This is a genomic window from Mesorhizobium sp. M0058 (assembly GCF_040323095.1).
Taxonomy (GTDB): domain Bacteria; phylum Pseudomonadota; class Alphaproteobacteria; order Rhizobiales; family Rhizobiaceae; genus Mesorhizobium.
The window spans coordinates 220,133-243,265 of sequence record NZ_JAMYUQ010000013.1; the positions used below are offsets into that span (position 1 = coordinate 220,133).

General features: G+C 63.1%; 19 protein-coding genes. 6 read left to right on the forward strand and 13 right to left on the reverse strand.

The window, feature by feature from the left end; genetic code table 11:
• Positions 1-21 precede the first annotated feature (21 nt).
• The 5 genes from NKJ75_RS23335 to NKJ75_RS23355 are packed head-to-tail and all read right to left on the reverse strand — an operon-like array spanning position 22 to position 5,261.
• Positions 22-852, reverse strand: a complete 831-nt coding sequence (locus NKJ75_RS23335; RefSeq protein ID WP_023682050.1) for a dipeptide ABC transporter ATP-binding protein — start codon at positions 850-852, stop codon at positions 22-24.
• On the reverse strand, positions 852-1,697 hold the full coding sequence (locus NKJ75_RS23340) for an ABC transporter ATP-binding protein (RefSeq protein ID WP_023696764.1): 846 nt from the start codon (positions 1,695-1,697) through the stop codon (positions 852-854). Before NKJ75_RS23340 ends, NKJ75_RS23335 begins: the two co-directional genes overlap by 1 nt.
• The gene (locus tag NKJ75_RS23345; RefSeq protein WP_050485757.1) at positions 1,697-2,581 is read right to left on the reverse strand and encodes an ABC transporter permease subunit; all 885 of its coding nucleotides are present in this window, start codon (positions 2,579-2,581) and stop codon (positions 1,697-1,699) included. The genes NKJ75_RS23340 and NKJ75_RS23345 overlap by 1 nt, the downstream gene beginning before the upstream one ends.
• Positions 2,582-2,607: 26 nt before the next feature.
• Entirely contained in the window at positions 2,608-3,615 is a 1,008-nt protein-coding gene (locus tag NKJ75_RS23350; RefSeq protein WP_023669492.1) for an ABC transporter permease subunit, read from the reverse strand.
• 47 nt (positions 3,616-3,662) lie between these two features.
• A complete protein-coding gene (locus tag NKJ75_RS23355; protein WP_023669491.1) occupies positions 3,663-5,261 on the reverse strand; it encodes an ABC transporter substrate-binding protein in 1,599 nt (532 codons plus the stop codon).
• Positions 5,262-5,736: 475 nt separating this feature from the next.
• On the opposite strand from NKJ75_RS23355, the gene NKJ75_RS23360 reads away from it, so the two are divergent.
• From NKJ75_RS23360 to NKJ75_RS23370, 3 genes are all read left to right on the forward strand, one after another.
• Positions 5,737-7,725 (forward strand): long-chain fatty acid--CoA ligase, encoded by a 1,989-nt coding sequence (locus NKJ75_RS23360; protein WP_023696765.1) that lies wholly within the window; start codon positions 5,737-5,739, stop codon positions 7,723-7,725.
• A 28-nt stretch (positions 7,726-7,753) separates the two neighbouring features.
• The gene (locus tag NKJ75_RS23365) at positions 7,754-8,461 is read left to right on the forward strand and encodes a class I SAM-dependent methyltransferase (RefSeq protein ID WP_032894559.1); all 708 of its coding nucleotides are present in this window, start codon (positions 7,754-7,756) and stop codon (positions 8,459-8,461) included.
• 352 nt (positions 8,462-8,813) lie between these two features.
• On the forward strand, positions 8,814-9,119 hold the full coding sequence (locus tag NKJ75_RS23370) for a hypothetical protein (protein WP_023669488.1): 306 nt from the start codon (positions 8,814-8,816) through the stop codon (positions 9,117-9,119).
• A gap of 136 nt (positions 9,120-9,255) precedes the next feature.
• Here the strand turns inward: NKJ75_RS23370 and NKJ75_RS23375 are convergent, their stop codons facing one another.
• Both NKJ75_RS23375 and pgi read right to left on the reverse strand, forming a co-directional pair.
• Positions 9,256-9,987 (reverse strand): HAD family hydrolase, encoded by a 732-nt coding sequence (locus NKJ75_RS23375; RefSeq protein ID WP_352500256.1) that lies wholly within the window; start codon positions 9,985-9,987, stop codon positions 9,256-9,258.
• Positions 9,984-11,627, reverse strand: a complete 1,644-nt coding sequence (gene pgi, locus NKJ75_RS23380; protein WP_502903045.1) for a glucose-6-phosphate isomerase — start codon at positions 11,625-11,627, stop codon at positions 9,984-9,986. Before pgi ends, NKJ75_RS23375 begins: the two co-directional genes overlap by 4 nt.
• A gap of 391 nt (positions 11,628-12,018) precedes the next feature.
• Here pgi and pdxR point away from each other — a divergent pair, with 391 nt between their 5' ends.
• Positions 12,019-13,512 carry a MocR-like pyridoxine biosynthesis transcription factor PdxR gene (gene pdxR / locus NKJ75_RS23385; protein ID WP_023669484.1) on the forward strand — a complete coding sequence of 498 codons (1,494 nt, stop codon included), beginning with the start codon at positions 12,019-12,021 and terminating at the stop codon, positions 13,510-13,512.
• Positions 13,513-13,718: 206 nt separating this feature from the next.
• On the forward strand, positions 13,719-15,338 hold the full coding sequence (locus NKJ75_RS23390) for a trimethylamine methyltransferase family protein (RefSeq protein ID WP_023816158.1): 1,620 nt from the start codon (positions 13,719-13,721) through the stop codon (positions 15,336-15,338).
• A gap of 17 nt (positions 15,339-15,355) precedes the next feature.
• Here the strand turns inward: NKJ75_RS23390 and NKJ75_RS23395 are convergent, their stop codons facing one another.
• From NKJ75_RS23395 to NKJ75_RS23405, 3 genes are all read right to left on the reverse strand, one after another.
• Positions 15,356-15,754: a hypothetical protein gene (locus tag NKJ75_RS23395; RefSeq protein WP_023725813.1), complete on the reverse strand. Its 399-nt coding sequence runs from the start codon at positions 15,752-15,754 to the stop codon at positions 15,356-15,358.
• 74 nt (positions 15,755-15,828) lie between these two features.
• A complete protein-coding gene (locus tag NKJ75_RS23400) occupies positions 15,829-17,310 on the reverse strand; it encodes a flavin monoamine oxidase family protein (protein WP_352500257.1) in 1,482 nt (493 codons plus the stop codon).
• A 332-nt stretch (positions 17,311-17,642) separates the two neighbouring features.
• A complete protein-coding gene (locus NKJ75_RS23405) occupies positions 17,643-19,448 on the reverse strand; it encodes an IlvD/Edd family dehydratase (protein WP_023688786.1) in 1,806 nt (601 codons plus the stop codon).
• A gap of 143 nt (positions 19,449-19,591) precedes the next feature.
• On the opposite strand from NKJ75_RS23405, the gene NKJ75_RS23410 reads away from it, so the two are divergent.
• Entirely contained in the window at positions 19,592-20,050 is a 459-nt protein-coding gene (locus tag NKJ75_RS23410; RefSeq protein ID WP_023745242.1) for an SRPBCC family protein, read from the forward strand.
• A 160-nt stretch (positions 20,051-20,210) separates the two neighbouring features.
• On the opposite strand, the gene NKJ75_RS23415 is transcribed toward NKJ75_RS23410, so the two are convergent.
• The 3 genes from NKJ75_RS23415 to NKJ75_RS23425 all read right to left on the reverse strand — a co-directional run bounded on the left by NKJ75_RS23415 (position 20,211) and on the right by NKJ75_RS23425 (position 23,128).
• Entirely contained in the window at positions 20,211-21,401 is a 1,191-nt protein-coding gene (locus NKJ75_RS23415) for an Mrp/NBP35 family ATP-binding protein (protein ID WP_023688788.1), read from the reverse strand.
• Between the two features lie 77 nt (positions 21,402-21,478).
• Positions 21,479-22,483: an inorganic phosphate transporter gene (locus NKJ75_RS23420; RefSeq protein ID WP_023834341.1), complete on the reverse strand. Its 1,005-nt coding sequence runs from the start codon at positions 22,481-22,483 to the stop codon at positions 21,479-21,481.
• A 3-nt stretch (positions 22,484-22,486) separates the two neighbouring features.
• Complete coding sequence (locus NKJ75_RS23425; RefSeq protein ID WP_023673429.1) at positions 22,487-23,128, reverse strand: DUF47 domain-containing protein; 642 nt, start codon at positions 23,126-23,128, stop codon at positions 22,487-22,489.
• Positions 23,129-23,133 lie beyond the last annotated feature (5 nt).

Sequence of the window (23,133 nt, forward strand, 5' to 3'; positions counted from 1 at the left end):
AAAACAATTCTCGGTGAGAGGTCAGGCGGCCTTCTTCTTCGCCAGCCGCGCCTTGATCGAGGCGACGTCGGCGCGCGGCGTCGCGGCGAACAGCGTCCTGGTGTAGTTGTGCTTGGGGTCGGCGAAGACCTCCTCGCGCGAGCCGTATTCGACGGCTTCGCCGAAATACATCACCATCACATCGTCGGCGATGTAGCGCACGACCGACAGATCGTGGCTGATGAAGACATAGGTCAGCTGGAATTCGTCCTGCAGGTCGGCGAGCAGGTTGAGCACCTGCGCCTGCACCGAAAGATCGAGCGCGGAGACCGGTTCGTCAAGCACCAACAGGCTCGGGTTCAGCATCAGCGCGCGGGCAATGGCGATGCGCTGGCGCTGGCCGCCCGAGAACATGTGAGGATAGCGATTGTAGTGCTCGGTTCCGAGGCCGACTTTCTTCAGCATCCTCATGGCGAGGTCGCGCCGCTCTTCGGCCGGCTTGTCGGTGTTGATGAGCAGCGGCTCGCCCAGCACATCGCCGATCTTTTGGCGCGGATTGAGCGATCCGTAAGGGTTCTGGAAGACGATCTGCACCTTGCGGCGCATCTCCCTGGTCAGGCCGTTCCTTGCGATGTCGACCTTGTTGCCGTCGATGAACAGCTCGCCCGACGTTGCCGGATCGATCAGCGTGATGATGCGCGCCAGCGTGGACTTGCCGCAGCCCGATTCACCGACGATGGCCAGCGTCTTGCCCTTGTCGACGCTGAACGAAACGCCCTTGACCGCATGCACGGTGCGCGCGCCGCGAAACAGGCCGCCGCCGACGTGATAGTCGCGCACGATGTCCTTGCCTTCGACGACCTTGATGCTCATCAGACGCCCCCGGCAGCCGGTTCGAACAGCATGTCCGAGACGGTCGGCAGCCGGTCGCCGACGGCATTATCCGGCAGCGCCGACAAAAGTGCGCGGGTGTAATTGCTCTTCGGCGATTCAAACAGCGACAGCACGTCGGCCTCTTCCATCTTGCGGCCCTTGTACTGGACGATGACGCGGTCGGCGGTCTCGGCCACGACGCCCATATTGTGGGTGATCATGATCAGGCCCATGCCGTATTTGACCTGTAGCGACACCAGCAGGTCGAGGATCTGCTTCTGGATGGTGACGTCGAGCGCGGTCGTCGGCTCGTCGGCGATCAGAAGCTTGGGATTGCAGGCAATGGCGATGGCGATCATGACGCGCTGGCACTGGCCGCCCGACATCTGGTGCGGGAACGAGTTCAGCCGTTCGGCCGGCTCGGCAATGCCGACCTGCGTCAGCAATTCGATGGCGCGCTCGCGACGCTGGGCCTTGTCCATGCCCATATGGAAGCGCAGCACTTCCTCGATCTGGAAGCCGACGGTGAAGCACGGATTGAGACTGGCCATCGGCTCCTGGAAGATCATCGACATGTCCTTGCCGACGATCTTGCGCCGGTCGGCCGGGCTCATCTTCAGGAGATCGCGGCCATTGAAGCTCATCTCGTCGGCAGTGACCGTCGCCGTCCACGGCAACAGCCCCATCACAGCCAGCATCGACACCGACTTGCCGGAGCCGGATTCGCCGACGATGGCCAGCACTTCACGTTCGTTCACATGGAGCGAGACGCCATCGACCGCGCGGAACGGGCCGGATGCGGTCTGGAACTCGACGACGAGATTGCGGATGTCGAGCAGCGCCATTACGACCTCCTCAGCTTCGGATCGAGCGCATCGCGCAGACCGTCGCCGATCAGGTTGATGGCAAGCACGGTGATGAGGATGGCCAGACCGGGGAAGGTCACCACCCACCAGGCGCGCAGGATGAATTCACGCGCCGAGGCGAGCATGGTGCCCCATTCCGGCGTCGGCGGCTGGGCGCCAAGGCCGAGAAAGCCGAGAGCGGCCGCCTCCAGGATGGCGTTGGAGAAGGACAGCGTGCCCTGGACGATCAGCGGCGCCAGGCAATTGGGCAGGATGGTGCGCAGCATAAGCCTTATATGGCCGGCGCCGGCGACCTTGGCGGCGACCACATATTCGCGGCTCTTTTCGGCCATGACGGCAGCGCGCACCAGACGGGCAAAGTGGGGTTGCAGGACAAGCGCGATGGCCAGCATGGCGTTGAACAGGCCGGGGCCGAGGATGGTGACCAGAACCAGCGCCAAGAGCAGCGACGGGAAGGACAGGATCAGATCCATGACCCGCATGATCGCCACGTCGACCCAGCCCCGGAAATAGCCGGCCAAAAGGCCGAGCGTGATGCCGCCGACAAGCGCCAGCGTGACCACGACGGCGCCGATGAGCAGCGAGAAACGCGCGCCATAGAGCAGGCGCGAGAGCATGTCGCGGCCGACCGCGTCGGTGCCAAGCAGATATTCCATGCTGCCGCCTGCCTGCCAGGCCGGCGGACGCAGGAAAGCTGTCTTGTCCTGGATGTCGGGCGCATAGGGTGCCAGCAGCGGTGCAAAGAGCGCGGCCAGCACCAAAAGGATGAAGACGAACAGGCCGATGACGGCGCCGCGGTTTACCGAGAAATAGTGCCAGAAGGTCCTGAAGCCGGTCAGACGGTCAGGGTTGCCGGCGGCCATCGGGGCGATTTCGGTCGACTGGCTCATCATGCCGCCCTGATGCGCGGGTTGATGACGGCATAAAGCACGTCGACGATCAGGTTCACGGCCATGACGATAAGGGCGATCAGCAGCAAGCCTGACTGCACGACGACATAGTCGCGCTTGGATATGGATTCGACCATCCACTTGCCGATGCCCGGCCAGGCGAAGATGGTTTCTGTGAGAATGGCGCCGGCGAGCAGGGTACTGACCTGCAGGCCGATGGTGGTGACCACCGGGATCAGCGCATTGCGCAGCGCATGCACGCCGATGACGCGGGACGACGACAGGCCCTTGGCGCGGGCGGTCCGCACATAGTCTTCGCCCAGCACTTCGAGCATGGCCGAGCGCGTCTGGCGCGCGATCACCGCCAGCGGGATGGTGCCGAGCACAATTGTCGGCAGCACCAGGTGGCTCAATGCCGAGCGGAAAGCATCCCATTTGCCGTAGAGCAGGCTGTCGAGGGTCAGGAAGCCGGTGATCGGCTTGATAAAGAACTGAAGGCCGATGCGTCCTGAAACCGGGGTCCAGCCGAGATAGCCGGAGAAAAAGATGATCAGCAGCAGACCCCACCAGAAAATCGGCATGGAATAGCCGACAAGGGCGGTGCCCATCAGCCCCTGGTCGAACCAGGAGCCGCGTTTGACCGCAGCAATGATGCCGGCCGGGATGGCCAGCACCATGGCGAAGATCATGGCGAAGACTGAGAGCTCGATGGTTGCCGGGAAGAGCGTCATGAAATCTTCGATGACCGGCCGCTTGGACGAAATCGACACGCCGAAATTGCCGGTCGCGGCATCGCGGACATAATGCGCGTATTGCTGCCAGATCGGCAAATTGTAGCCGAACTGTTCCTTCAGTTCCGCGTAACGCTCGGGCGACACGCCATGCTCGCCGGCCATGGCAAGAATGGGATCGCCGGGCAGCAGCCTGACGAAAGCGAAGGCGCAGATGGTGATGCCGATCAGCGTCGGCAGCACCAAGACGATTTTGTTTAGGAGATATCGGAGCATCTTGAAAAGCGGGCGGCGCCTGATTGCGCGCCGCCCGCCTAACAGTTCTATTCGGCCTTGTCGACGCCGTCGAAGCGATGAATGCCGAGCGGGTCCATCATGAAGCCGCTGACATTCTTGCGCACGACTGCGTAGACCTGGCTGTGTGCCATGAGGAAGGCCGGAGCCTGCTTCTGGAAGACAACCTGCGCCTCTTCATAGAGCTTGGTGCGTTCGGCCTGGTCGCTGGTCTTCTTGGCCTTCTGGATCAGATCCTCGAAGTCCTTGTCGCACCAGCTGGAGTAGTTCGACACGCCGATGGCCGAGCAGGCGAACAGCGTGGCGAAGAAATTGTCCGGATCGCCATTGTCACCGGTCCAGCCGATCTGGAAGGCGCCCGGACGCTCCTTCTTCTTGCCTTCTTCGCGGTACTTCGTCCACTCGTAGCTGACGATCTCCGCCTTGACGCCGACCTTGGCCCAGTCAGCCTGGATCAGTTCGGCGGCGCGCTGGAAGTTCGGGTTGTAGGGACGGACGCGGTCGGAGGCCCAAAGCTGGATCTCCTTCAATCCGGCATCGGCCAGCACCTTCTTGGCGGCTTCCGGATCATAGGCGTCGGACTTCACGTCCTTGTTCCACGACCACATGGTCGGCGGGATCAGGTTTACGGCCGGCGTGGCGCCGGCGTCCTGGAACAGCGACTTGATGAGCGATTCCCGATCGATCGCCTGGTTGAGCGCATGGCGCACTTCAGGCTTGTCGAGCGGCGGGATGGTGGTGTTGTAGCTCATATAGCCGATGTTGAGGCCAGCCTGATCCATCAGGGTCACGTCGGCGTTGGCCTTGATCGTGCCGATGTCGGCAGGATTCGGATAGGGCGCGATATCGCATTCGCCGGCGAGCACCTTCTGGATGCGGGCGGTGGCGTCAGGCGTGATCGCGAAGACGAGATCGTCGATCTTTTCCTTGCCCTTGAAGTAGTCCGGGTTGGCCGCATAGCGGATGACCGAATCCAGCTGGTAGTCGACGAACTGGAACGGACCTGTACCGACCGGCTTGGTCGAGAAGTCGGCCATCTTGCCGTCTTTTTCCAGCTGGTCGGCATATTCCTTCGACACGATCGAGGCGAAGTCCATGCCGAGATTGGCCAGCATCGGCGCGTTCGGCTCGGTCAGCGTCAGCTTCACGGTCAGGTCATCGACCTTTTCCCACTTGGCGACGTATTTCGGCATGTCCATGCCGGTGTAGTAGTCCCAGGTCAGGTTCGGCAGGTACTTCTCGCCGTTCCAGGGGTTTTCCTTGTTGAACTGGCGATCGAACGAAAAGACGACGTCGTCGGCATTGAAATCACGCGTCGGCTTGAAGAAATCTGTCGTCTGGAACTTCACGCCCGGATGCAGGTGGAAAGTATAGACCAGGCCGTCGTCCGAAATCTCCCATTTGTCGGCGAGACCGGGCACAACTTCGGTGCCGCCATGCTTGAACTCGACCAGGCGCGAATAGACGGTGCGCGACGAGGCGTCGAAGTCGTTGCCGCCCGTCGTGGTACCCGGGTCGAAGTTGGCCGGCGAGGCCTCCGAGCAATAGACCAGCGTCTTGGCATTGGCCACACCGCCGAGGACGCTTGCAGCCAGCAACGCGGCTGCAAAAGTCAGTTTCTTTTTCATTGAGCACTCCCTGATGTTCTTCCAAGCCCCTCTATAGGCTCGCGAAGCGCGCATATAAGCACCGTTTTTCCGGCTTTGGAACACCCTGTTTGCCTACCCCACCGTAAGCAGAAAATATTTCTCGGTCTTTGACGAACTGCAGAAACAAATAGCAAAATCTGCTAATCACGGGATTGTTAACGACCGCATTTTTTCATTGATCGCAGCAATCGTAAGCCAAAAATCCACAAGCCTGGGTTTCGCCACCGACACGACAGGACGGCATTGCCGAGCCGGCGTCGCGGGAAGGATTTCGACGGCAAATCTTTGCCGTCCTGCCGCTGGGGCAAGACTTGCACGGCCGCCGATAGTCGCAATAGATAGATGACACGCTGGATTTTCCGGGATCCGCGACATCGCTGCAGCGGAGGACGCCTCACCACATCGAGGCGGCGCAGCATGGAGCAGGCAACAGAACGACTTAGGGAGGCTAGAGGTGGCGAAAGCAACAAAGTCAACGGCCCCGGCGAAAGCAAAAGCGGCGAAAGCTTCAAAACCGGCCGCCGCTGCCGCCAAGTCGAAAGCGCCACCGGCCAAAGCCACTCCCGCCGTCAAGCCAACGGCAACCTCGACGCCGGCGAAGGCAAGCGCCAAGCCGGCAGCGAAACCTGCGGTCAACCGCGCTGCGAAGACAGCACCCGCTGCAAAGCCCGCCCAGCCGCCAGCCGCCAAGACAGCCGCGGCGAAGCCCGCCTCGAAGCCGTCGACGGGCGTGGCCAAAAAACTGCCGAATACGCTGACGGCGCTTGCCGCGGGCTTGCCGGAAAAGCCATGGCTAAAAAGCTATTCGAAAGTCGTGCCGGCGGAGATCGGCGCCCTGCCCTACAGTTCGATCGGCGACTTCCTCGTCGGCGCCTGCAAGCAGTTTTCCGGCCAGCCGGCATACGTCTGCATGGGCAAGTCGATCTCCTATGCCGAACTCGAGCGGCAATCGGCCGCCTTCGGCGCCTATTTGCAATCGAAGGGCCTGCAGAAGGGCGAACGCGTGGCGCTGATGATGCCGAATGTGCTGCAATATCCGGTGGCGATGATGGCCGTGCTTCGCGCCGGCTATGTCGTGGTGAACATCAATCCGCTCTACACGCCACGCGAGCTCGAACATCAGCTCAAGGATTCCGGCGCGCAGGCGATCGTCATTCTGGAGAATTTCGCCAGCACCCTGGACGCGGTGATTGCCAGGACGGCGGTCAAGCATGTGGTGGTCGCGGCGATGGGCGACATGCTCGGCCTCAAGGGCACGATCGTCAACCTCGTCGTGCGCCGGGTGAAGAAGATGGTGCCGGCCTGGTCGCTGCCCGGCCATGTCAAGTTCAATGCGGCGGTGAAGGCCGGCGCCGGCATCGCCTTCAAGCCGGCCAAGATGGAAGCCAGCGACGTCGCCTTCCTGCAATATACAGGCGGCACCACGGGGATTTCCAAAGGTGCTGTGCTGCTGCACTCCAATGTGCTGTCCAATGTCGCGCAGAACACGCTGTGGCTGCAGGACGCCTATGCGATCAAGCCGAAACCGGCGCATCTCAACTTCATTTGCGCACTGCCGCTCTACCATATCTTCGCGCTGACGGTGAACGCGCTGATGGGCATGCAGCAGGGCGCCCAGAACGTGCTCGTTCCCAACCCGCGCGACATTCCCGGCTTCGTCAAGGAGCTGCAGAAATACCCGATGCACATTTTCCCCGGCCTCAACACGCTGTTCAACGCGCTGCTCAACAACGAGGATTTCCGCAAGCTCGACTTCAAGCCGCTGATCATGACGCTGGGTGGTGGCATGGCGGTGCAGAAGGGGGTTGCCGAGCGCTGGAAGGCGCTGACCGGCAATTCGATCACCGAGGGCTACGGGCTGTCGGAGACCTCGCCGGTGGCGACCGCCAACAAGTTCAGCGACAGCAATTTCACCGGCACGATCGGCCTGCCGCTGCCGTCGACCGAGATCGTCATCCGCGACGATGACGGCAACAACCTGCCGCTCGGCGAGGTCGGCGAGATCTGCATTCGCGGGCCGCAGGTCATGGCCGGTTACTGGAACCGGCCGGACGAGACCGCCAAGGTGATGACCAAGGACGGGTTTTTCAAATCCGGCGACATGGGCTTCATGGACGAGCGCGGCTACACCAAGATCGTCGACCGCAAGAAGGACATGATCCTGGTCTCCGGCTTCAACGTCTATCCCAACGAACTCGAGGAAGTCGTCGCCCAGCATCCGGGCGTGCTCGAAGTGGCGGCGGTCGGCGTGCCGGACGAGCATTCGGGCGAGGTGCCGAAGCTGTTCGTGGTCAAGAAGGACCCGGCGCTGACCGTCGAGGCACTGACCGCCTATTGCCGCGAGAACCTGACCGGCTACAAGCGACCCAAATACATCGAGTTCAGGACCGAGCTGCCGAAGACGCCGGTGGGCAAGATTTTGCGCCGGGCGCTGCGGGAATAGTTTGAACGGCGAGCCTGGCGACGGCGGGATGGCGGACGATAGTCGGCGTCCCGATGCAGTAGTGTTCATCAAGGCGAACCTGCGGCTTGCGCCCGTTCCCGCCCTTCGTGAAATCCAGCTCTATACGGCTCATCCCGGCAGCGGCCTGAGGCGGCTTGTCGAGTGGCGAGCTCATGGACCGGAAGACGGCAGCCAAACCAAGGAGCACGAAGCTGAGCCGCAGCCGCCCTACTGGGCCTATGCCTGGGCCGGCGGCGCCGTGCTTGCGCGCTATATACTCGACCATCCGCAAAGCGTGGCCGGCCGCCGCGTGCTCGACCTCGGCGCCGGCTCGGGCCTTGTCGGCATCGCCGCCGCCAAGGCCGGCGCCAGCGCGGTGATCGCGGCCGAGATCGACCGCAACGGCGTCGCCGCGATCGGCATCAATGCCGCGGCCAACGGCGTCGAGATCACCATTGTCGACAAGGACATCACCACAGGCCCGCCGCCGGCCGTCGACCTCGTGCTTGCCGGCGACGTGTTCTACGGCCGCGAGGTTGCTCTGCGGGTGATCCCGTTCCTCGACCGCTGCCTGGCAGCCGGCATCGAGGTGCTGGTCGGCGATCCCCGCCGCGCCGACCTGCCGCTAGCCCGGCTGCGGTTGCTGGCCGAATATCAGGTGCTGGATTTCGGCGACGTGAGGGGTGCTGTGACCAGGCCGAGCGGGGTGTTTTCGTTCGAGCAGGAAGACTGCTAGCTAGCGCCCGGATCAAAAACAGATCAGTCGAAATGAGTGAGTTCGCCCCCATCTCTGCCGTTCATGGCCGGAGGCAAGGACGCTTAAAGCGGACCTTGCAGCTTACTGGTATCTTGGATCATATCTGTCGCAAGTTTCGAGAAATATGCGAATCCTTCAGCCGCCCGCACGCCGCCGCTGATAACTCGGATTCCGACTGCGATCTTTACGGTTTCGCGAGGTGGTTCCTGTACCAGTGTGCGCTGTGTCGATCCCGACGCCCTCGCCGCCGTCTTCGGCCCGGGCTATGTCATGAACCGGAGCCCGGCCTTGGCAATTGCTTTCGGGGCCATACTATAGAGGGGGCAGTCGGATGACCAAGAGAGCGAAGATCATCTCCTACGCCGTGGTTCTGGTGGTTCTCGCCTTCTCCAGCTGGCGGCTCATATTGCTTGTCACAACCGGCCGATGGAAAGGCAGGTTCACTAGCTGGAGGACATGCGAGGCCTTTTGGTGCTATTCGACTGGCATTTTGCTCTGGGCGGGCTCGGTCGCGTTCTGTCTCTTTGTGCTCTACCTGCTGCGCCACCATGAGAAATACGTTGCGAAGCTCTATCACCAATACCGTGAATTCAAAGAAACCTTCGACAAGCATTCGGAGCGCGGACGCCGCCGCTAGGGGAACCGGGAAAGCGTTGAGCTACTGAAGACTGCTTCTTCTTTAACCAATCCGAAATCGGCCGTTCCGCTTTCCACCAATCTCGGCCATTGGCGGGAAAGCCCAGCTGACTTTCGCCTTGCCCTAACTTCCCCCGTCAGATCGCCTCCTTGACCCGCGCCGACAGAAAGTCCGGCAGGTCGGCAACAGAATCCAAAACGACATCGGCGATCGCCGACAGCGATTCACGCGTGCCGGTGCCGGAGAGCACGCCGACCGCCAGGCCGCAGCCGCCGGCACGCGCCATCTCCAGGTCGTGGCGGTTGTCGCCGACCATGGCGATCTCTGACGGCCTCAGCCCGGTCAGGTCGCAAAAGGCGACGATCGTGTCCGGCGCCGGTTTCGGATTGGCGACCGCGTCATAGCCATAGGCGGCGGTGAACAGCTGGGCGACGCCGAGCGTGACCATGGTCTTTTCGGCACCGGCGGTCGAATCGTTGGTGGCGACGCCGAGCCGGTAGGCACGCTTGTGCAGAGCCGTCAGCGCCGCGACGACGCCGGGCAAGGCCACCGCCATCGACGAGCCTTGCACCGAGGTGATCTCGTTGAAGCGGGCGACGGCCAGCATCTGGTCCTCGTCGGACAGGCGCGGGAACCACAGTTCGACGACATCCATATTGGTGCCCGAGGCGAAGATGGAATCCGGCTTGAAGCGCTTGGCGACAAAATCGAAGCCCGCCGCTGAAAGCAGCCTGTCGGCTTTCCAGCGATCGCCCTCGGCGGCATCCATGGCCATGAAATCGGCGATGCCGAGCCAGGTCGCGTTGAAATCGACAAGCGTGCCGTCCTTGTCGAACAAGATGCCCTTGATGTCGGCCGGATTTTTCATTGAGCCCCCCGCAGTTGCTGGATGCGCGCCACCAGCCCGGCCGTCGATGCGTCGCGCTTGGCGGCGCTCTCCTTGCCTTCCACGACTGGCAACAAGCCGGTCGCCAGCTCCTTGCCGAGCTCGACGCCCCATTGGTCGAAGGAATTGATGTTGAACAGAGTGCCTTCGACGAAGACGCGGTGCTCGTAAAGCGCGATCAGCCGGCCGAAGGTGCGCGGGTCGAGCTTGCGGTAGAGGATCGTCACCGAGGGGCGGTTGCCGGAGAAGACGCGGTGCGGGGCTATTCTGTCGACATCGGCCGGCTTCATGCCCTTGGCCAGCATCTGCGCGCGAGCCTCGTCCAGCGTGCGGCCCTTCATCAACGCTTCCGATTGGGCCAGGCAATTGGCAAGCAGTAGATCGTGCTGGTGCTTCAGATCCGGCTCATGGCCGACGGCAGCGGCAAGGAACTCGACCGGGATGAAATCGGTGCCCTGGTGCAGCAGCTGGAAGAAGGCGTGCTGGCCATTGGTGCCGGGCTCGCCCCAGACCAGCGGTCCGGTCGGCGTCGTCACCGGCGTGCCGTCGAGGGTGACGCCCTTGCCGTTCGATTCCATGTCGAGCTGCTGCAGATAGGCCGGCAGCCTGGAAAGGCGCTGGTCATAAGGGATGACCGCACGCGCCGGATAACCGCAGATCACGCGATGCCACCAGCCGACCAGCCCCAGCAGCGCCGGCAGGTTCTTCTGCAGGGGTGCGGTGCGGAAGTGCTCGTCCATCTCATGCGCGCCATCGAGGAAGGCGCGGAAGTTGCGCGGGCCGATGGCGATCATCACCGGCAGGCCGATGGCGCCCCACAGCGAATAGCGGCCGCCGACCCAGTCCCAGAAGCCGAACACGCGATCCGCTTCGATGCCGAACTTGGAAACCAGGTCGAGCGCGGTCGAGACGGCGGCGAAATGCTTGCCGACGGCTTCCTTGCCGAGCGCCTTCTGCACCCATTCGCGCGCCGTCTCGGCATTGGTCATCGTCTCGACCGTGGTGAAGGTCTTCGAGGCGATGATGAACAGGGTGGTTTCGGCCGACAGGCCCTTCAGCGTGTCGTGGATATGGGCGCCGTCGATGTTGGAGACGTAGTGCGCGCGCGGGCCGTCGTGATAGGGCGCCAGCGCCAGCGTCGCCATGGCCGGGCCGAGATCGGAGCCGCCAATGCCGATGTTGACGATATCGGTGATTTTCTTGCCGGTGGCGCCGGCGGCCTTGCCGGAGCGAATGGCATCGGCGAAAGCGCCCATGGCGTCGAGCACGGACAGCACATCCGCCTTGACGTCCTGGCCGTCGACCGTGACGCCCTTGCCCGCGAGGTTGCGTAGCGCCGTGTGCAGCACGGCGCGGTCTTCGGTGATGTTGATCTTCTTGCCGGAAAACATTGCGGCCCGGCGACCTTCGAGATCGGCGGCGGCGGCGAGCTTCTCGAGCAGTTCCATCGTGCGCCGGTCGACCGCGCATTTCGACCAGTCGAGCAAAAGGTCGCCGTCGCTGGCCGAAAATGTCTCGAAGCGCTTGGGGTCGGCGGCAAAAGCCTCGCGCATCGTGCCCGATGCCGCCGCGCGCGCAGCACGCAAGGCGACAAGCTGTTTGTCGAAGGAGGAATGATCCACTGCCGGCTCCTGATAGTTTTTTCACGACATCTTATCAGACCGGATGTTTCCGGCGCGTGTCGTCGGGGTGACGTTATCGAGCCGAATTCCGCATGTTTCAATGCGTGGGGATGACGCAGTGCAGCATAGTGCGATGTGATGGAGCTATGACGCTGCGCGCCGCCCTGGATGATTTGATGGGAGTAGCGACGACGCTTCGCATCGCGCGGGCGTCCGCGCTGCGGGATGACGCAAGCGTCACCCGGGGATGCGACGACGCTGCGCGTCGCGCATAGATCACTGGCATAAATCCCAGCGATCAGAAAAATTGATTGGCGCAACCCCTTGTGCCACGGTTACCTTCCGCTGGTCCAGCCAAGCAAAAAAGACTGGCCATCGAGGAACACCTTCCATGCCACAGCGTAACGACACGGCCATATGGTCCGGCCTGTTCCGGATTTCGGCGGAATCGGGCCAGACCCTGCAGGCGCAGATCCGTCAGGCGATCGTCGCCGCCATTCTCGACCGGCAGATCGCCGCTTCGATGCCGCTTCCGTCCTGCCGCATCCTGGCTGAAAAACTCGGCGTCGCGCGCGGCACTGTGGTGCTGGCGTTCCAGCAATTGGTCGACCAAGGTTTCCTGGTGGCGCGCGAACGGCGCGGCCATTTCGTCAATCCGGATGTGCTGGCCACCCCCGCCAAGCCGCACCAGAAGGCGCCCGACCAGCAGAACGAGATCGACTGGAAGGCACGCCGGCAGATCGCCGCCAGCGACATGCCGCCACCGGCCAAGCACGACAACTGGATCAAGTCCTCCTACCCCTTCGTCTACGGCCAGTTCGACCCGGCGCTGTTCCCGACAGCCGAATGGCGCGAGTGCAACCGCATGGCGCTGGCCGTGCTCGAAATCCGCAACTGGGCCTCCGACATGGTCGATCGTGACGATCCGCTCTTGATCGAGCAGATCCAGGCGCGGCTGTTGCCGCGGCGCGGCATCTTCGCCAATCCGGACGAGATCATCGTCACGCTGGGCGCCCAGAACGCGCTCTATATGCTGGCGACACTGCTGATGACAAAGGGCTCCAAGGTCGCGATGGAAGACCCGGGATACCCCGACGCGCGCTCGATCTTCCGCTTGGCAGGCGCCGAAATCCAGCCGGTTCCGGTCGATCAGTCCGGCATCGTCACCTCGTCCATTCCCAACGATTCCGGCTTTGTCTTCGTCACCCCCAGCCACCACTGCCCGACCATGGTGCCGCTGTCGGCGGAGCGGCGGCAGGACCTTCTGGCGCGCGCCAACCGCCACAACCAGATCATCATCGAGGACGGCTATGACAGCCAGCTTCTCGACGAGGCGCCGCAGCAGGCGCTGAAGAGCCTCGATCGCTCGGGTCGCGTCGTCTATGTCGGCTCGATGTCGAAGACGCTGGCTCCGGGCCTGCGGCTTGGCTACATCGTCGCTTCGGCTGGACTAATCTCCGAGCTCAGGGCGCTGCGTCGCTTCATGCTCAGGCACCCGCCGGCCAACAACCAGCGCGCGGTCGCGCTGTTCCTGTCGCTCGGCCATCACGAAGCCCTGGTGCGGCGGCTGTCGTCGGCCTTCGACGAGCGGCGCAAGCGTCTGGTCCATGCGATTTCCGCATTCCTGCCGGAATGGCGCTCGACCGATTCGGCCGGCGGCACATCGCTCTGGCTGGAAGGCCCGCGCGGCACCGATTCACGTGGACTGGCCGAGGCCGCGGCCTCGCGCAGCGTCATCATCGAGCCGGGCGATCGCTTCTTCGATCGCACCGAAAAGCCGTCGCGTTTCATGCGCTTGGGCATTTCCTCGATCGCACTGCAGCACATCGAGCCGGGTATTCGCGAGCTCGCGACCGCAGCCGGACGCAGGCCCGCTGCAGCCTGATTTGCCTGTGCCGGGGCTTTGAACAGCCCGGCCCTTGGCATGATCACCAACATTCTGCATTAGCTCTCTGGCATACTCGGCTGCGTTGACTGGCCCATAGGCTGGGCCAATGGCAACGGCATAGTCGGCTGACAGAGGGACGAAGCAGGCCGACGGTGGACCAATCACCGCGTCGTGTTTCGCAAGCTAAAGGTGGAGTGCCCCCCATGTCAGCGGCTGTTGAGCAGCAGGATGCGGCTCTTAAGGATGCGGCTCCTAAAGATACATCAGCCGACCAGCGTTCGCGACGATCCGGCGGGCGCGAAGCGCGCCGCGCCATGCGGGCAGCACCTTTGGCCGACGACATCAGGCCGGTACGTGCCGGGCTTGAAGGCGGCAGTTACGGCCCGCTCAACCGGAACGACCAGGAGCGCATCCATGAAGCGGTGCTGACGCTGCTGGAGACCGTCGGCTTCGCCAATGCCATTCCCTCCTGCGTCGAGGCGCTGACCGGGGTCGGCGCCGTTTACGGCGATGACGGCCGCGTCCGTTTCCCACGCGGGCTTGTGATGGACACGATCAGACGAGCCGCGCGAAATTTTACGCTGCACGGCCAGGACCCCAGGCATGACATGCTGATCCAGGGCAAGCGCGTGCATTACGGCACGGCGGGTGCGGCGGTGCATCTGGTCGATGTCGAAAAGCGCGAATACCGCGAGTCGCTGGTGCAGGACATTTATGATGCCGCTCGCCTCGTCGAAGGGCTCGACAACATCCATTTCTTCCAGCGGCCGATGGTGCCGCGCGACATTCCCGATCCGCTCGAAATGGACTTCAACACGCTCTACGCCTGCGTGATGGGCACGTCGAAGCATGTCGGCACCTCGTTCACGGTGCGCGAGAACGTGCAGCCGGCGCTGGAAATGCTTTATGCGATCGCCGGCGGCGAGGAGAACTTTCGCGCCCGGCCGTTCGTGTCAAACTCCAATTGCTTCGTCGTGCCGCCGATGAAGTTTGCCGAGGACGCCTGCGGCGTGCTCGAAGCCTGTGTCGACGGCGGCATCCCGATCCTGCTTCTATCGGCCGGCCAGGCCGGCGCCACCGCTCCCGCGGCGATTGCCGGCGCTGTGGTGCAAGCGGTGGCCGAAGTGCTGGTCGGCCTCATCTACGTCAACGCCATCAAGCCCGGGCATCCGGCGATCTTCGGCACCTGGCCGTTCGTCTCCGACCTGAGGACCGGCGCCATGTCGGGCGGCTCGGCCGAGCAGGCAGTACTGACTTCGGCCTGCGCGCAGATGGCGCAGTTCTACGACCTGCCGGGCGGCTCGGCCGCCGGCATGACGGATTCGAAACTGCCCGACATCCAGTCCGGCTATGAAAAGGGGATCACCGACGTGATGGCCGGTCTTGCCGGCCTCAATCTGGTCTATGAATCGGCGGGCATGCACGCCTCGCTGCTCGGCTTTTGCCTGGAGAGCCTGATCATAGACAATGACATGCTGGGCCACTGCCTGCGCTGCGTGCGGGGCATCGAAGTGACCGACGAAGCGCTGTCGATCGACACCATCACCGAAGTCTGCATGAATGGCCCAGGCCACTATCTCGGCAACGAGCAGACGCTGCGCCTGATGCAGACCGAGTATTTTTATCCGGCCGTCGGCGACCGCTTTTCGCCCAAGGAATGGAACGAGAAGGGCCGGCCCGACATCTTGCAGCGGGCGATCATCGAAAAGAAGCGCGTGCTTGCCGAGCGCTTCCCGCGCCATGTGCCGAAGCTGCTCGACGACAAATTGCGCGCCCGCTTCGGCGAGATGATCAAGCTGCCACGCAGCGGCATGGGCGGGTAAGCTTCACCTTACGTATGTCAATCCGCACTTAACCCAAAGCGCTCGACGACTTCGGCGCTGATCAGCTTGCCATGCAGCGCCATCAACACGATCTGGGCATCCAGGCTGTCGCCGGTTTCAAGCGCAGCCTCGATGCGGCGCTCAGCGTCCAGCCGCCGCTCCGGCCCATTGGCCTGCTCGAAGGTTTGTGGGCCTGCGATGCAATAGCCAAACAGCTGCGCCACGGACCGGTAGGCGTCCGGCGGCGGCTCGTCCGGCCAATAATCCTTCATCAAATTGACGATGGTGAGCTTTACCCCCTCAGGGACAAGCGCCGGATGCAGATCGGCGCCGCGCAGCGCGGTGTCGAGTTCCCGCAAATCGCCGGAGCGACCGAACATGCCGAGGAAACCGATTGAAGAGCGCCGTTTAGTCACGTTGATACTTTCCGTCCGATAGCCGACCACTCATATGGGAATGTAGGATCGTTTTTCATCGCCCTTGCGGAGTCTCAGGCAAGCCAGGCGTCGAGCCCGAATTCCCGCTGCAACAGGTCTTCCGCACTTTCCAGCGCGCCCTCGATCCAGCCGTGATTGTTGGACCACGCTTCGCCACAGACATGAACGCCCGGAGCAAGCGTATGGCTCGCCAGTTTTATACCGGAGATATCTATGCCACGGTCCCAGACATGCGACGCGCCGCCATAGGCCGGCGCACCCCAATCCTGCGCAAACCCGCCGATGGGTTTCGAGATGGCGCCGTGTTTGCCATGGACTTCGACCATCTGGCCGTGAAAGGCCTCCAGCGCGGAATGTCCCTCGGCCAAAACCGCAAAACCGTGGCGCCGAGCGAGCTCAGGCAGCAGTGAGCGCCAGAATACCATGTGCCTGCCATCGCAATAGGCCATGGCGACGCTCCGCCGAATCGTCGCGTCGCGCGCGTCCGCTTTTGTGAACTGCCATATCTGGCGAGCCGGCAGATCGGTCACGCTGTGGCCGGCCGCAATGCCGTTTCGAGCCCACCATGGGCTGGCATAGCAGGCGGCCAGCGTGAGCATCGGCCAGGGTTCCGGTGCCGGCAGATCGCTGGGCTGCTCGATGCCGGACTTTTCCAGCAGGGTCCGCAGGGGGCGGACCGGTAACGCCAGCACGACCTTGCGCGCCTCGACCGTCCCGCCCTGCCCCTCGACAGACAAGACCATCCCTTGCGCCGAGCGGGCGATGGCGGTCACGGTGTGATCGAGATGGACGGCGCCGCCGCTGACAGCGATCCGCCCGGCCATTCGCTCCGCAACCGGCTGGAACCCACCATCGGGGGAACAATAGGAGCGGCCGCCGCTCAGCTCGCCGAGCGCAAGCCTGAACGTCTCGGCGGCGTTGGGTCCGCGCAGGAGCAACGAATAGCCCACCGCGTCCTCGGCAAAAGCCATTTCCTCCGGGGTCAAGACCGTCGCCAGCACATCCCAAGTCGCCCAATCCGCCAGCTTGCGGCCGCGATAAACGAAGCCTGCGGCGCCGTTCCATTCGGCGCTGCCGAAGGCCTCCGAACCCGGCAGGATCAGTGCTGCCGCCTTTCGCAGCAGGCGGGACGGGCCTTTTTCCTGCAGCCGACGCGTCACGTCATAGGCAAACAGGCGGCGCGGCGCAAAGCGCGATATAGCGGCGTAGGGCAGGCTCCTACCGCGCAGATGGAGCCGGTTGGCGCCGGTGACGACGTCCATACCCGACAGCTTTACATCCAGCGTCGCCATGAGTTTTTTGAGCAGCCGATGTTGCGGCATCAGCATCATCGCGCCGAGATCGATGCCGAAGTTCGGCTCTCCGGGAAATGAGACCGTGGAGGCCCGACCGCCGACGCGACCGGCGGATTCGAAAACTGCGATCCTTGCGGGCTTTTCACTTTGGGACAAGCGCCACGCCAGGAAGAGACCGGCCATGCCCGCGCCGACAATAGCAATGTCGACCGGGGCAATGTCGATCGGGCTAGGCGGCAAGGATACGCCCGTGGCGGAAAACCATCATCATGGACGACGCTCTGGACCCCTCTTGATTTCGTGTCAAAAAACCCGAAACTGACGAGGACTGCAATGTCATACTGACAGGTGGGATCAGTTGGCGTGCGAGCAGTGATCTAAAACGGGCAACGGGTCCTATGAAGAAACAGTATCACACACCAGTCATCCGCAAGGCAGGACGACTCTCCGGCATCACAGCCATCGCCGCTTCGTCCGGCCCGCCTCCACCCTGAGGCCGCCATCCAAACAAGCTTACGCCAAGGCTTTCATGCCGGCCCGATCAGGCCGGCATTTTCATATCAAGCGGGTGCTCAGTGGTTGTCCCTCGGCACGCCGCTGGTATGGGCGACGTCCTGGTATTTCACCGCCGGCTTCAGCACCATGCCCTCCGAGAACTGGTCGACCATGGAGCGCTGGATCTCCTGCCATGGCGTCTGATGCTTGGGATAATGATAGCCGCCATCGACCTGCAGTTCGGCACGGCGGCGCGTGATTTCCTCGTCGGTGACGAGGATGTTGGCAGTGCCTTTCCGTAAATCGATGCGCACACGGTCGCCGGTCTTGAGCAGCGCCAGGCCGCCGCCAATGGCGGCTTCCGGCGAAGCGTTGAGGATAGACGGCGAGCCGGATGTGCCCGACTGGCGGCCATCGCCGATGCAGGCCAGCGCGTGAATGCCCTTCTTGATGAGATAGGCCGGCGGCTGCATGTTGACGACCTCGGCGCCGCCGGGATAGCCGATTGGGCCAGCGCCGCGCATGAACAGGATGGTGTGCTCGTCGATGCCTTGCGCCGGATCGTCGATGCGGGCGTGGTAGTCCTCGGGACCATCGAAGACCATGGCGTTGCCCTCGAAGGCTTCCGGGTCGTTCGGGTTGGAGAGATAGCGTTCGCGGAATTCCGGCGAGATGCCGCTCATCTTCATGATTGCGGAATCGAACAGATTGCCGCTGAGATTGATGAAGCCGGCATTGGCCTTCAGCGGCTCGGCGACGGTGCGGATGACGTCGGTGTTCTCGTTGGCGACATCCTTGCAATTGTCGCCGATCGATTTCCCGTTGACGGTCATCGCTTCGGGATAAGGCAGCAGCTTGGCCTTCATCAGTTCGGCCACCACAGCCGGCACGCCGCCGGCATGATGATAGTCCTCGCCGAGATATTCGCCCGATGGCTGCAGATTGACGATGAGCGGCACATGGAGGCCGACCGTCTGCCAGTCGTCATTGGTGAGCGGCACGCCGAGATGGCGGGCAATCGCGTTGAGGTGGATCGGCGCGTTGGTCGAGCCGCCAATCGCCGAATTGACGACAATGGCGTTCTCGAACGCCTTGCGCGTCATGATGTCGGATGGCTTCAGATCCTCATGCACCATCTCGACGATGCGCTTGCCCGTCTCATAGGAGATCTGGCCGCGCTCGCGGTAGGGTGCCGGAATGGCAGCCGAGCCCGGCAATTGCATGCCGAGCGCCTCGGCCAGCGAGTTCATCGTGGTGGCGGTGCCCATGGTGTTGCAATAGCCGGTCGACGGCGCCGATGAGGCGACGATGTCCATGAACTCGTCATAGTCGATCTCGCCGGCGGAGAGCCGCTGGCGCGATTCCCAGACGATGGTGCCGGATCCCGTGCGCTTGCCTTTGTGCCAGCCATTGAGCATCGGTCCGACCGAAAGTGCTATGGCCGGAATATTGACGGTGGCCGCCGCCATCAGCAGCGCCGGCGTGGTTTTGTCGCAGCCGATGGTCAGCACGACGCCGTCGAGCGGATAGCCGTAAAGCACTTCGACCAGGCCGAGATAGGCAAGGTTGCGGTCGAGTGCCGCGGTCGGGCGCTTGCCGGTCTCCTGGATCGGATGGCACGGGAATTCGAAGGGGATGCCGCCCATCGAGACGATGCCTTCGCGCACGCGCTTGGCCAGTTCGATATGGTGGCGGTTGCACGGCGACAGATCCGAGCCGGTCTGGGCGATGCCGATCAGCGGCTTGCCCGACATCAACTCGGCCCGCGTCAGGCCGTAGTTCAGGTAGCGCTCGAGGTAGAGCGCGGTCATGCCTGGATTGTCGGGATTGTCGAACCACTCCTGCGAGCGAAATTTCTTCTTTCCGGTGGGGGCGCCTGCCATCATGGTCTCCGTATTTGTAAGACAAATCGATATGGCAACGCGCGGAAGCAGGCAAGAGGGCGCACCGTCGCAACCGGACTTTGGTGCGATAGACACAGACCAGACCGTGCGTTAGGCCTTCGAAGTCTGTCCGGGAGGTGTCGATGGCTTTGGTGGTCGAAGGCGAGGAACGCATTGCCGCCCCCCTGCAGAAAGTGTGGGACGCGCTGAACGACCCGAAGGTTTTGCAGGCGACCATTCCCGGCTGCCAGCACCTGGAGATGAAATCGCCGACCGAAATGGCGGCGACGGTGGTGTTGAAGATCGGACCGATCAAGGCGACATTCAACGGCGAGGTGACGTTGAAGAACCTGAAGCCGCCGCACTCCTACACCATCCAGGGCGAGGGCAAGGGCGGTATTGCCGGCTTCGCCAAGGGTGGCGCCGACGTGACGCTGACGGCGGACGGGCCGGATGCGACGGTCCTCAAATACGCGGCCAAAGCCGAAGTCGGCGGCAAGATCGCCCAACTCGGCAGCCGGCTCATCGAATCGACTTCGAAGAAGCTGGCCTTGCAGTTCTTTTCAAGCTTTGGCGAGAAGGTGGGTTCCCCTCCCCCTTGAGGGGAGGGTGCCTCGTGAAGCGAGGCGGGTGGGGTCGCCTCAACTGCCTCAACGTGAGTTGAGCTGCCTCGACTTGTAAAGAAATAGCGTCGAGCGTGTCACCGCGGACCCCACCCGGCCCTTCGGGCCACCCTCCCCTCAAGGGGGAGGGATATCCGAGCTACTCGAACACGATGTTCGGCACCGCCGCTTCGGCCGCGCCGCGTTCTTCGTTGACCCGGTCCCAGACCTTCGAAGCAATGCCGCGATAGATCTTCGCCTCGGCGCTGTCTGGCTTCGACGCCACCACCGGAGCACCTTCATCAGAACTTTCGCGAATGCCCATTTCCAGCGGCACTTCGCCGAGGAAGGTCACGCCGAGTCGCTCGGCCTCGCGCCGCGCCCCGCCATGGCCAAAGATGTCGTAGCGCTTGCCGGTATCGGGGGCTATGAAATAGCTCATGTTCTCCACGATGCCGAGCAGCGGCACGTCGACCTTCTTGAACATATTCAATCCTTTGCGGGCGTCGATCAGCGCCAGGTCCTGCGGCGTCGAGACGATGACGGCGCCGGCCAGCGGCACCTGCTGGGCCATGGTCAGCTGGGCGTCGCCGGTGCCGGGCGGCATGTCGACGACGAGCACGTCGAGGCGGCCCCATTCGACCTCGCGCAGCATCTGCGTCAGCGCCGACATCACCATCGGACCGCGCCAGATCATCGGCGTCTCCTCGTCGACGAGGAAGCCCATCGACATCACCTTAAGGCCGTAATTCTCCATCGGTTTCAGGATCTTGCCGTCGACGGTCTGCGGCCGGCCATGGATGTTGAGCAGCCTGGGCATGGACGGGCCATAAATATCGGCATCGAGCACGCCGACACGCAAACCGTTGGCGGCGAGGCCAAGCGCGATGTTGACGGCGGTGGTCGACTTGCCGACGCCGCCCTTGCCGGACGCCACCGCGATGATCGCCTCGATGCCGGGCACGCCGCGCTTGCCCGAGCTTTGCGAGGCCGGGGCGTGCGGGGCTGGAGAGTGTGGAGCTGGGCGCGGCGCGGCTGGCGCAGCCGGGGGTGCCGGCCTGGGCGCGGGACGCGACGCAACCGGAGCCTCCATGCCGCCGCCCTTCTTCTCCGCCGTCAGCGCGACGACGGCGCCGGCGACACCAGGGATCGCCTTGACGACACGCTCGGCTGCGGCGCGCAGCGGCTCCATCTCCTGTGCACGGGCGGCGGGAACGGTGATCGAGAAAAACACTTTCGAATCGGCGATGAAAATCTCCGAAACCATGCCGAGGTCGACGATGTTGCCGGTGAAGTCCGGCCCGTTGACCGTCTTCAGACGCTCGGTGACGATTTCCTTGGTGACGGACATGCATTGTTCCCTAAGGCGTTTGGCTGCGGCTCAGATAGTGCAGATTGGCAGCGACTCCAAGCACCACAGTGTCCGCCTCACCTTGCCAGGCCAACCGCAAGGTAGGTGAGCGCCGAAATTGCAGCCGTGGCCGGCAAGGTGACGATCCAGGCGATGACGATGTTGCCGGCAATGCCCCAGCGCACGGCCGAGACGCGACGGGCAGCGCCGACACCGATGATGGCCCCGGTGATCGTATGGGTGGTCGACACGGGAACGCCAAGCCAGGTGGCGGCAAACAGGGTGATGGCGCCGCCGGTCTCGGCGCAGAAGCCCTGCATCGGGTTCAACCGGGTGATCTTCGAGCCCATCGTGTGGACGATGCGCCAGCCGCCGAACAAAGTGCCGAGCGCCAGTGCTGTCTGACAGGTGAGGACGACCCACAGCGGCACGTAGAACGTCCCGCCGAGCATACCTTGCGAATAGAGCAGCACGGCGATGATGCCCATGGTTTTCTGGGCGTCGTTGCCGCCGTGCCCTAGCGAATAAAGCGAGGCCGAAAAGAACTGCACGACGCGGAAAGTGCTGTCGACGGCGAACGGTGTCTGGCGCACGAACAGCCAGGAAACGGCCAGGATCAGGAGCAGCGCCAGAACAAACCCTGTCGCCGGCGACACGACGATTGCGGCGACCGTCTTGCCAAGCCCGGTCCAGACGATGGCGCCGGGCCCAGCCTTTGCAACGCCGGCGCCGACGAGCCCGCCGATCAGGGCATGCGAACTGCTGGACGGGATGCCGGCAATCCAGGTGACGATGTTCCAGACGATGGCGCCGACGAGCGCCGAGAAGATCACCGCCGGCGTGACGATGCTGACGTCGACGATACCTTTTCCCACGGTTTCAGCCACGTGAAGGCCGAAGAACATGAAGGCGATGAAATTGAAGAAAGCCGCCCACAGGACCGCATATTGTGGTCTCAGCACGCGGGTGGAGACGATGGTGGCGATGGAGTTCGCCGCATCGTGCAGGCCGTTGAGAAAATCGAAAAACAGCGCGACGGCGACAAGGCCGATCAGCACGGGAAAGGCGATGGTGGCTTCCATTGCCTAAACGTTCTCGATGACGATGCCGCTGATCTCGTTGGCGACGTCCTCAAAGCGGTCGACCACCTTCTCCAGCTGGCCGTAGATCTCCGAGCCGATCAGGTAGGCCATCGGATCGCTGCGGCCATGCCGCTTGAACAGGTCCTTCAATCCCTGCTCATGCAGATCGTCGGCGCGGCTTTCGACGCGCATGACCTCTTCGGCGATGGCGTTGAGGCGTACCGTGTGCGTGCCGACCTTGCTGAGCAGCGGGATCGCTTCGGCAACCAGCCTGGAGGCGGCAACGATGACGCCGCCCATCTCCTGCATCAGCGGGTCGAATTCCTTCTTTTCGAACAGCTTCACCGTCTTGACGGTCTTGTGCATCATGTCGATGGCGTCATCCATTGACTGGATCAGGTCCTTGATGTCGCCGCGATCGAAAGGCGTGATGAAGGAACGCCGCACCGCCAGCAGGACTTCGGCCGTGATATGATCGGCCTCGTCCTCGAGATCGATGATCTTCTGGCACCAGCGATCGATGTCCTTGCCCTGCAGAAGCTGCTCCAGCGCCTCGGCGCCGCCGACCACGGTGCGGGAATGCCGTTCAAAGAGGTCGAAGAAGCGATCTTCGCGCGGCAAAAGCTTGCGGAACCAGCCCAGCATGTCCG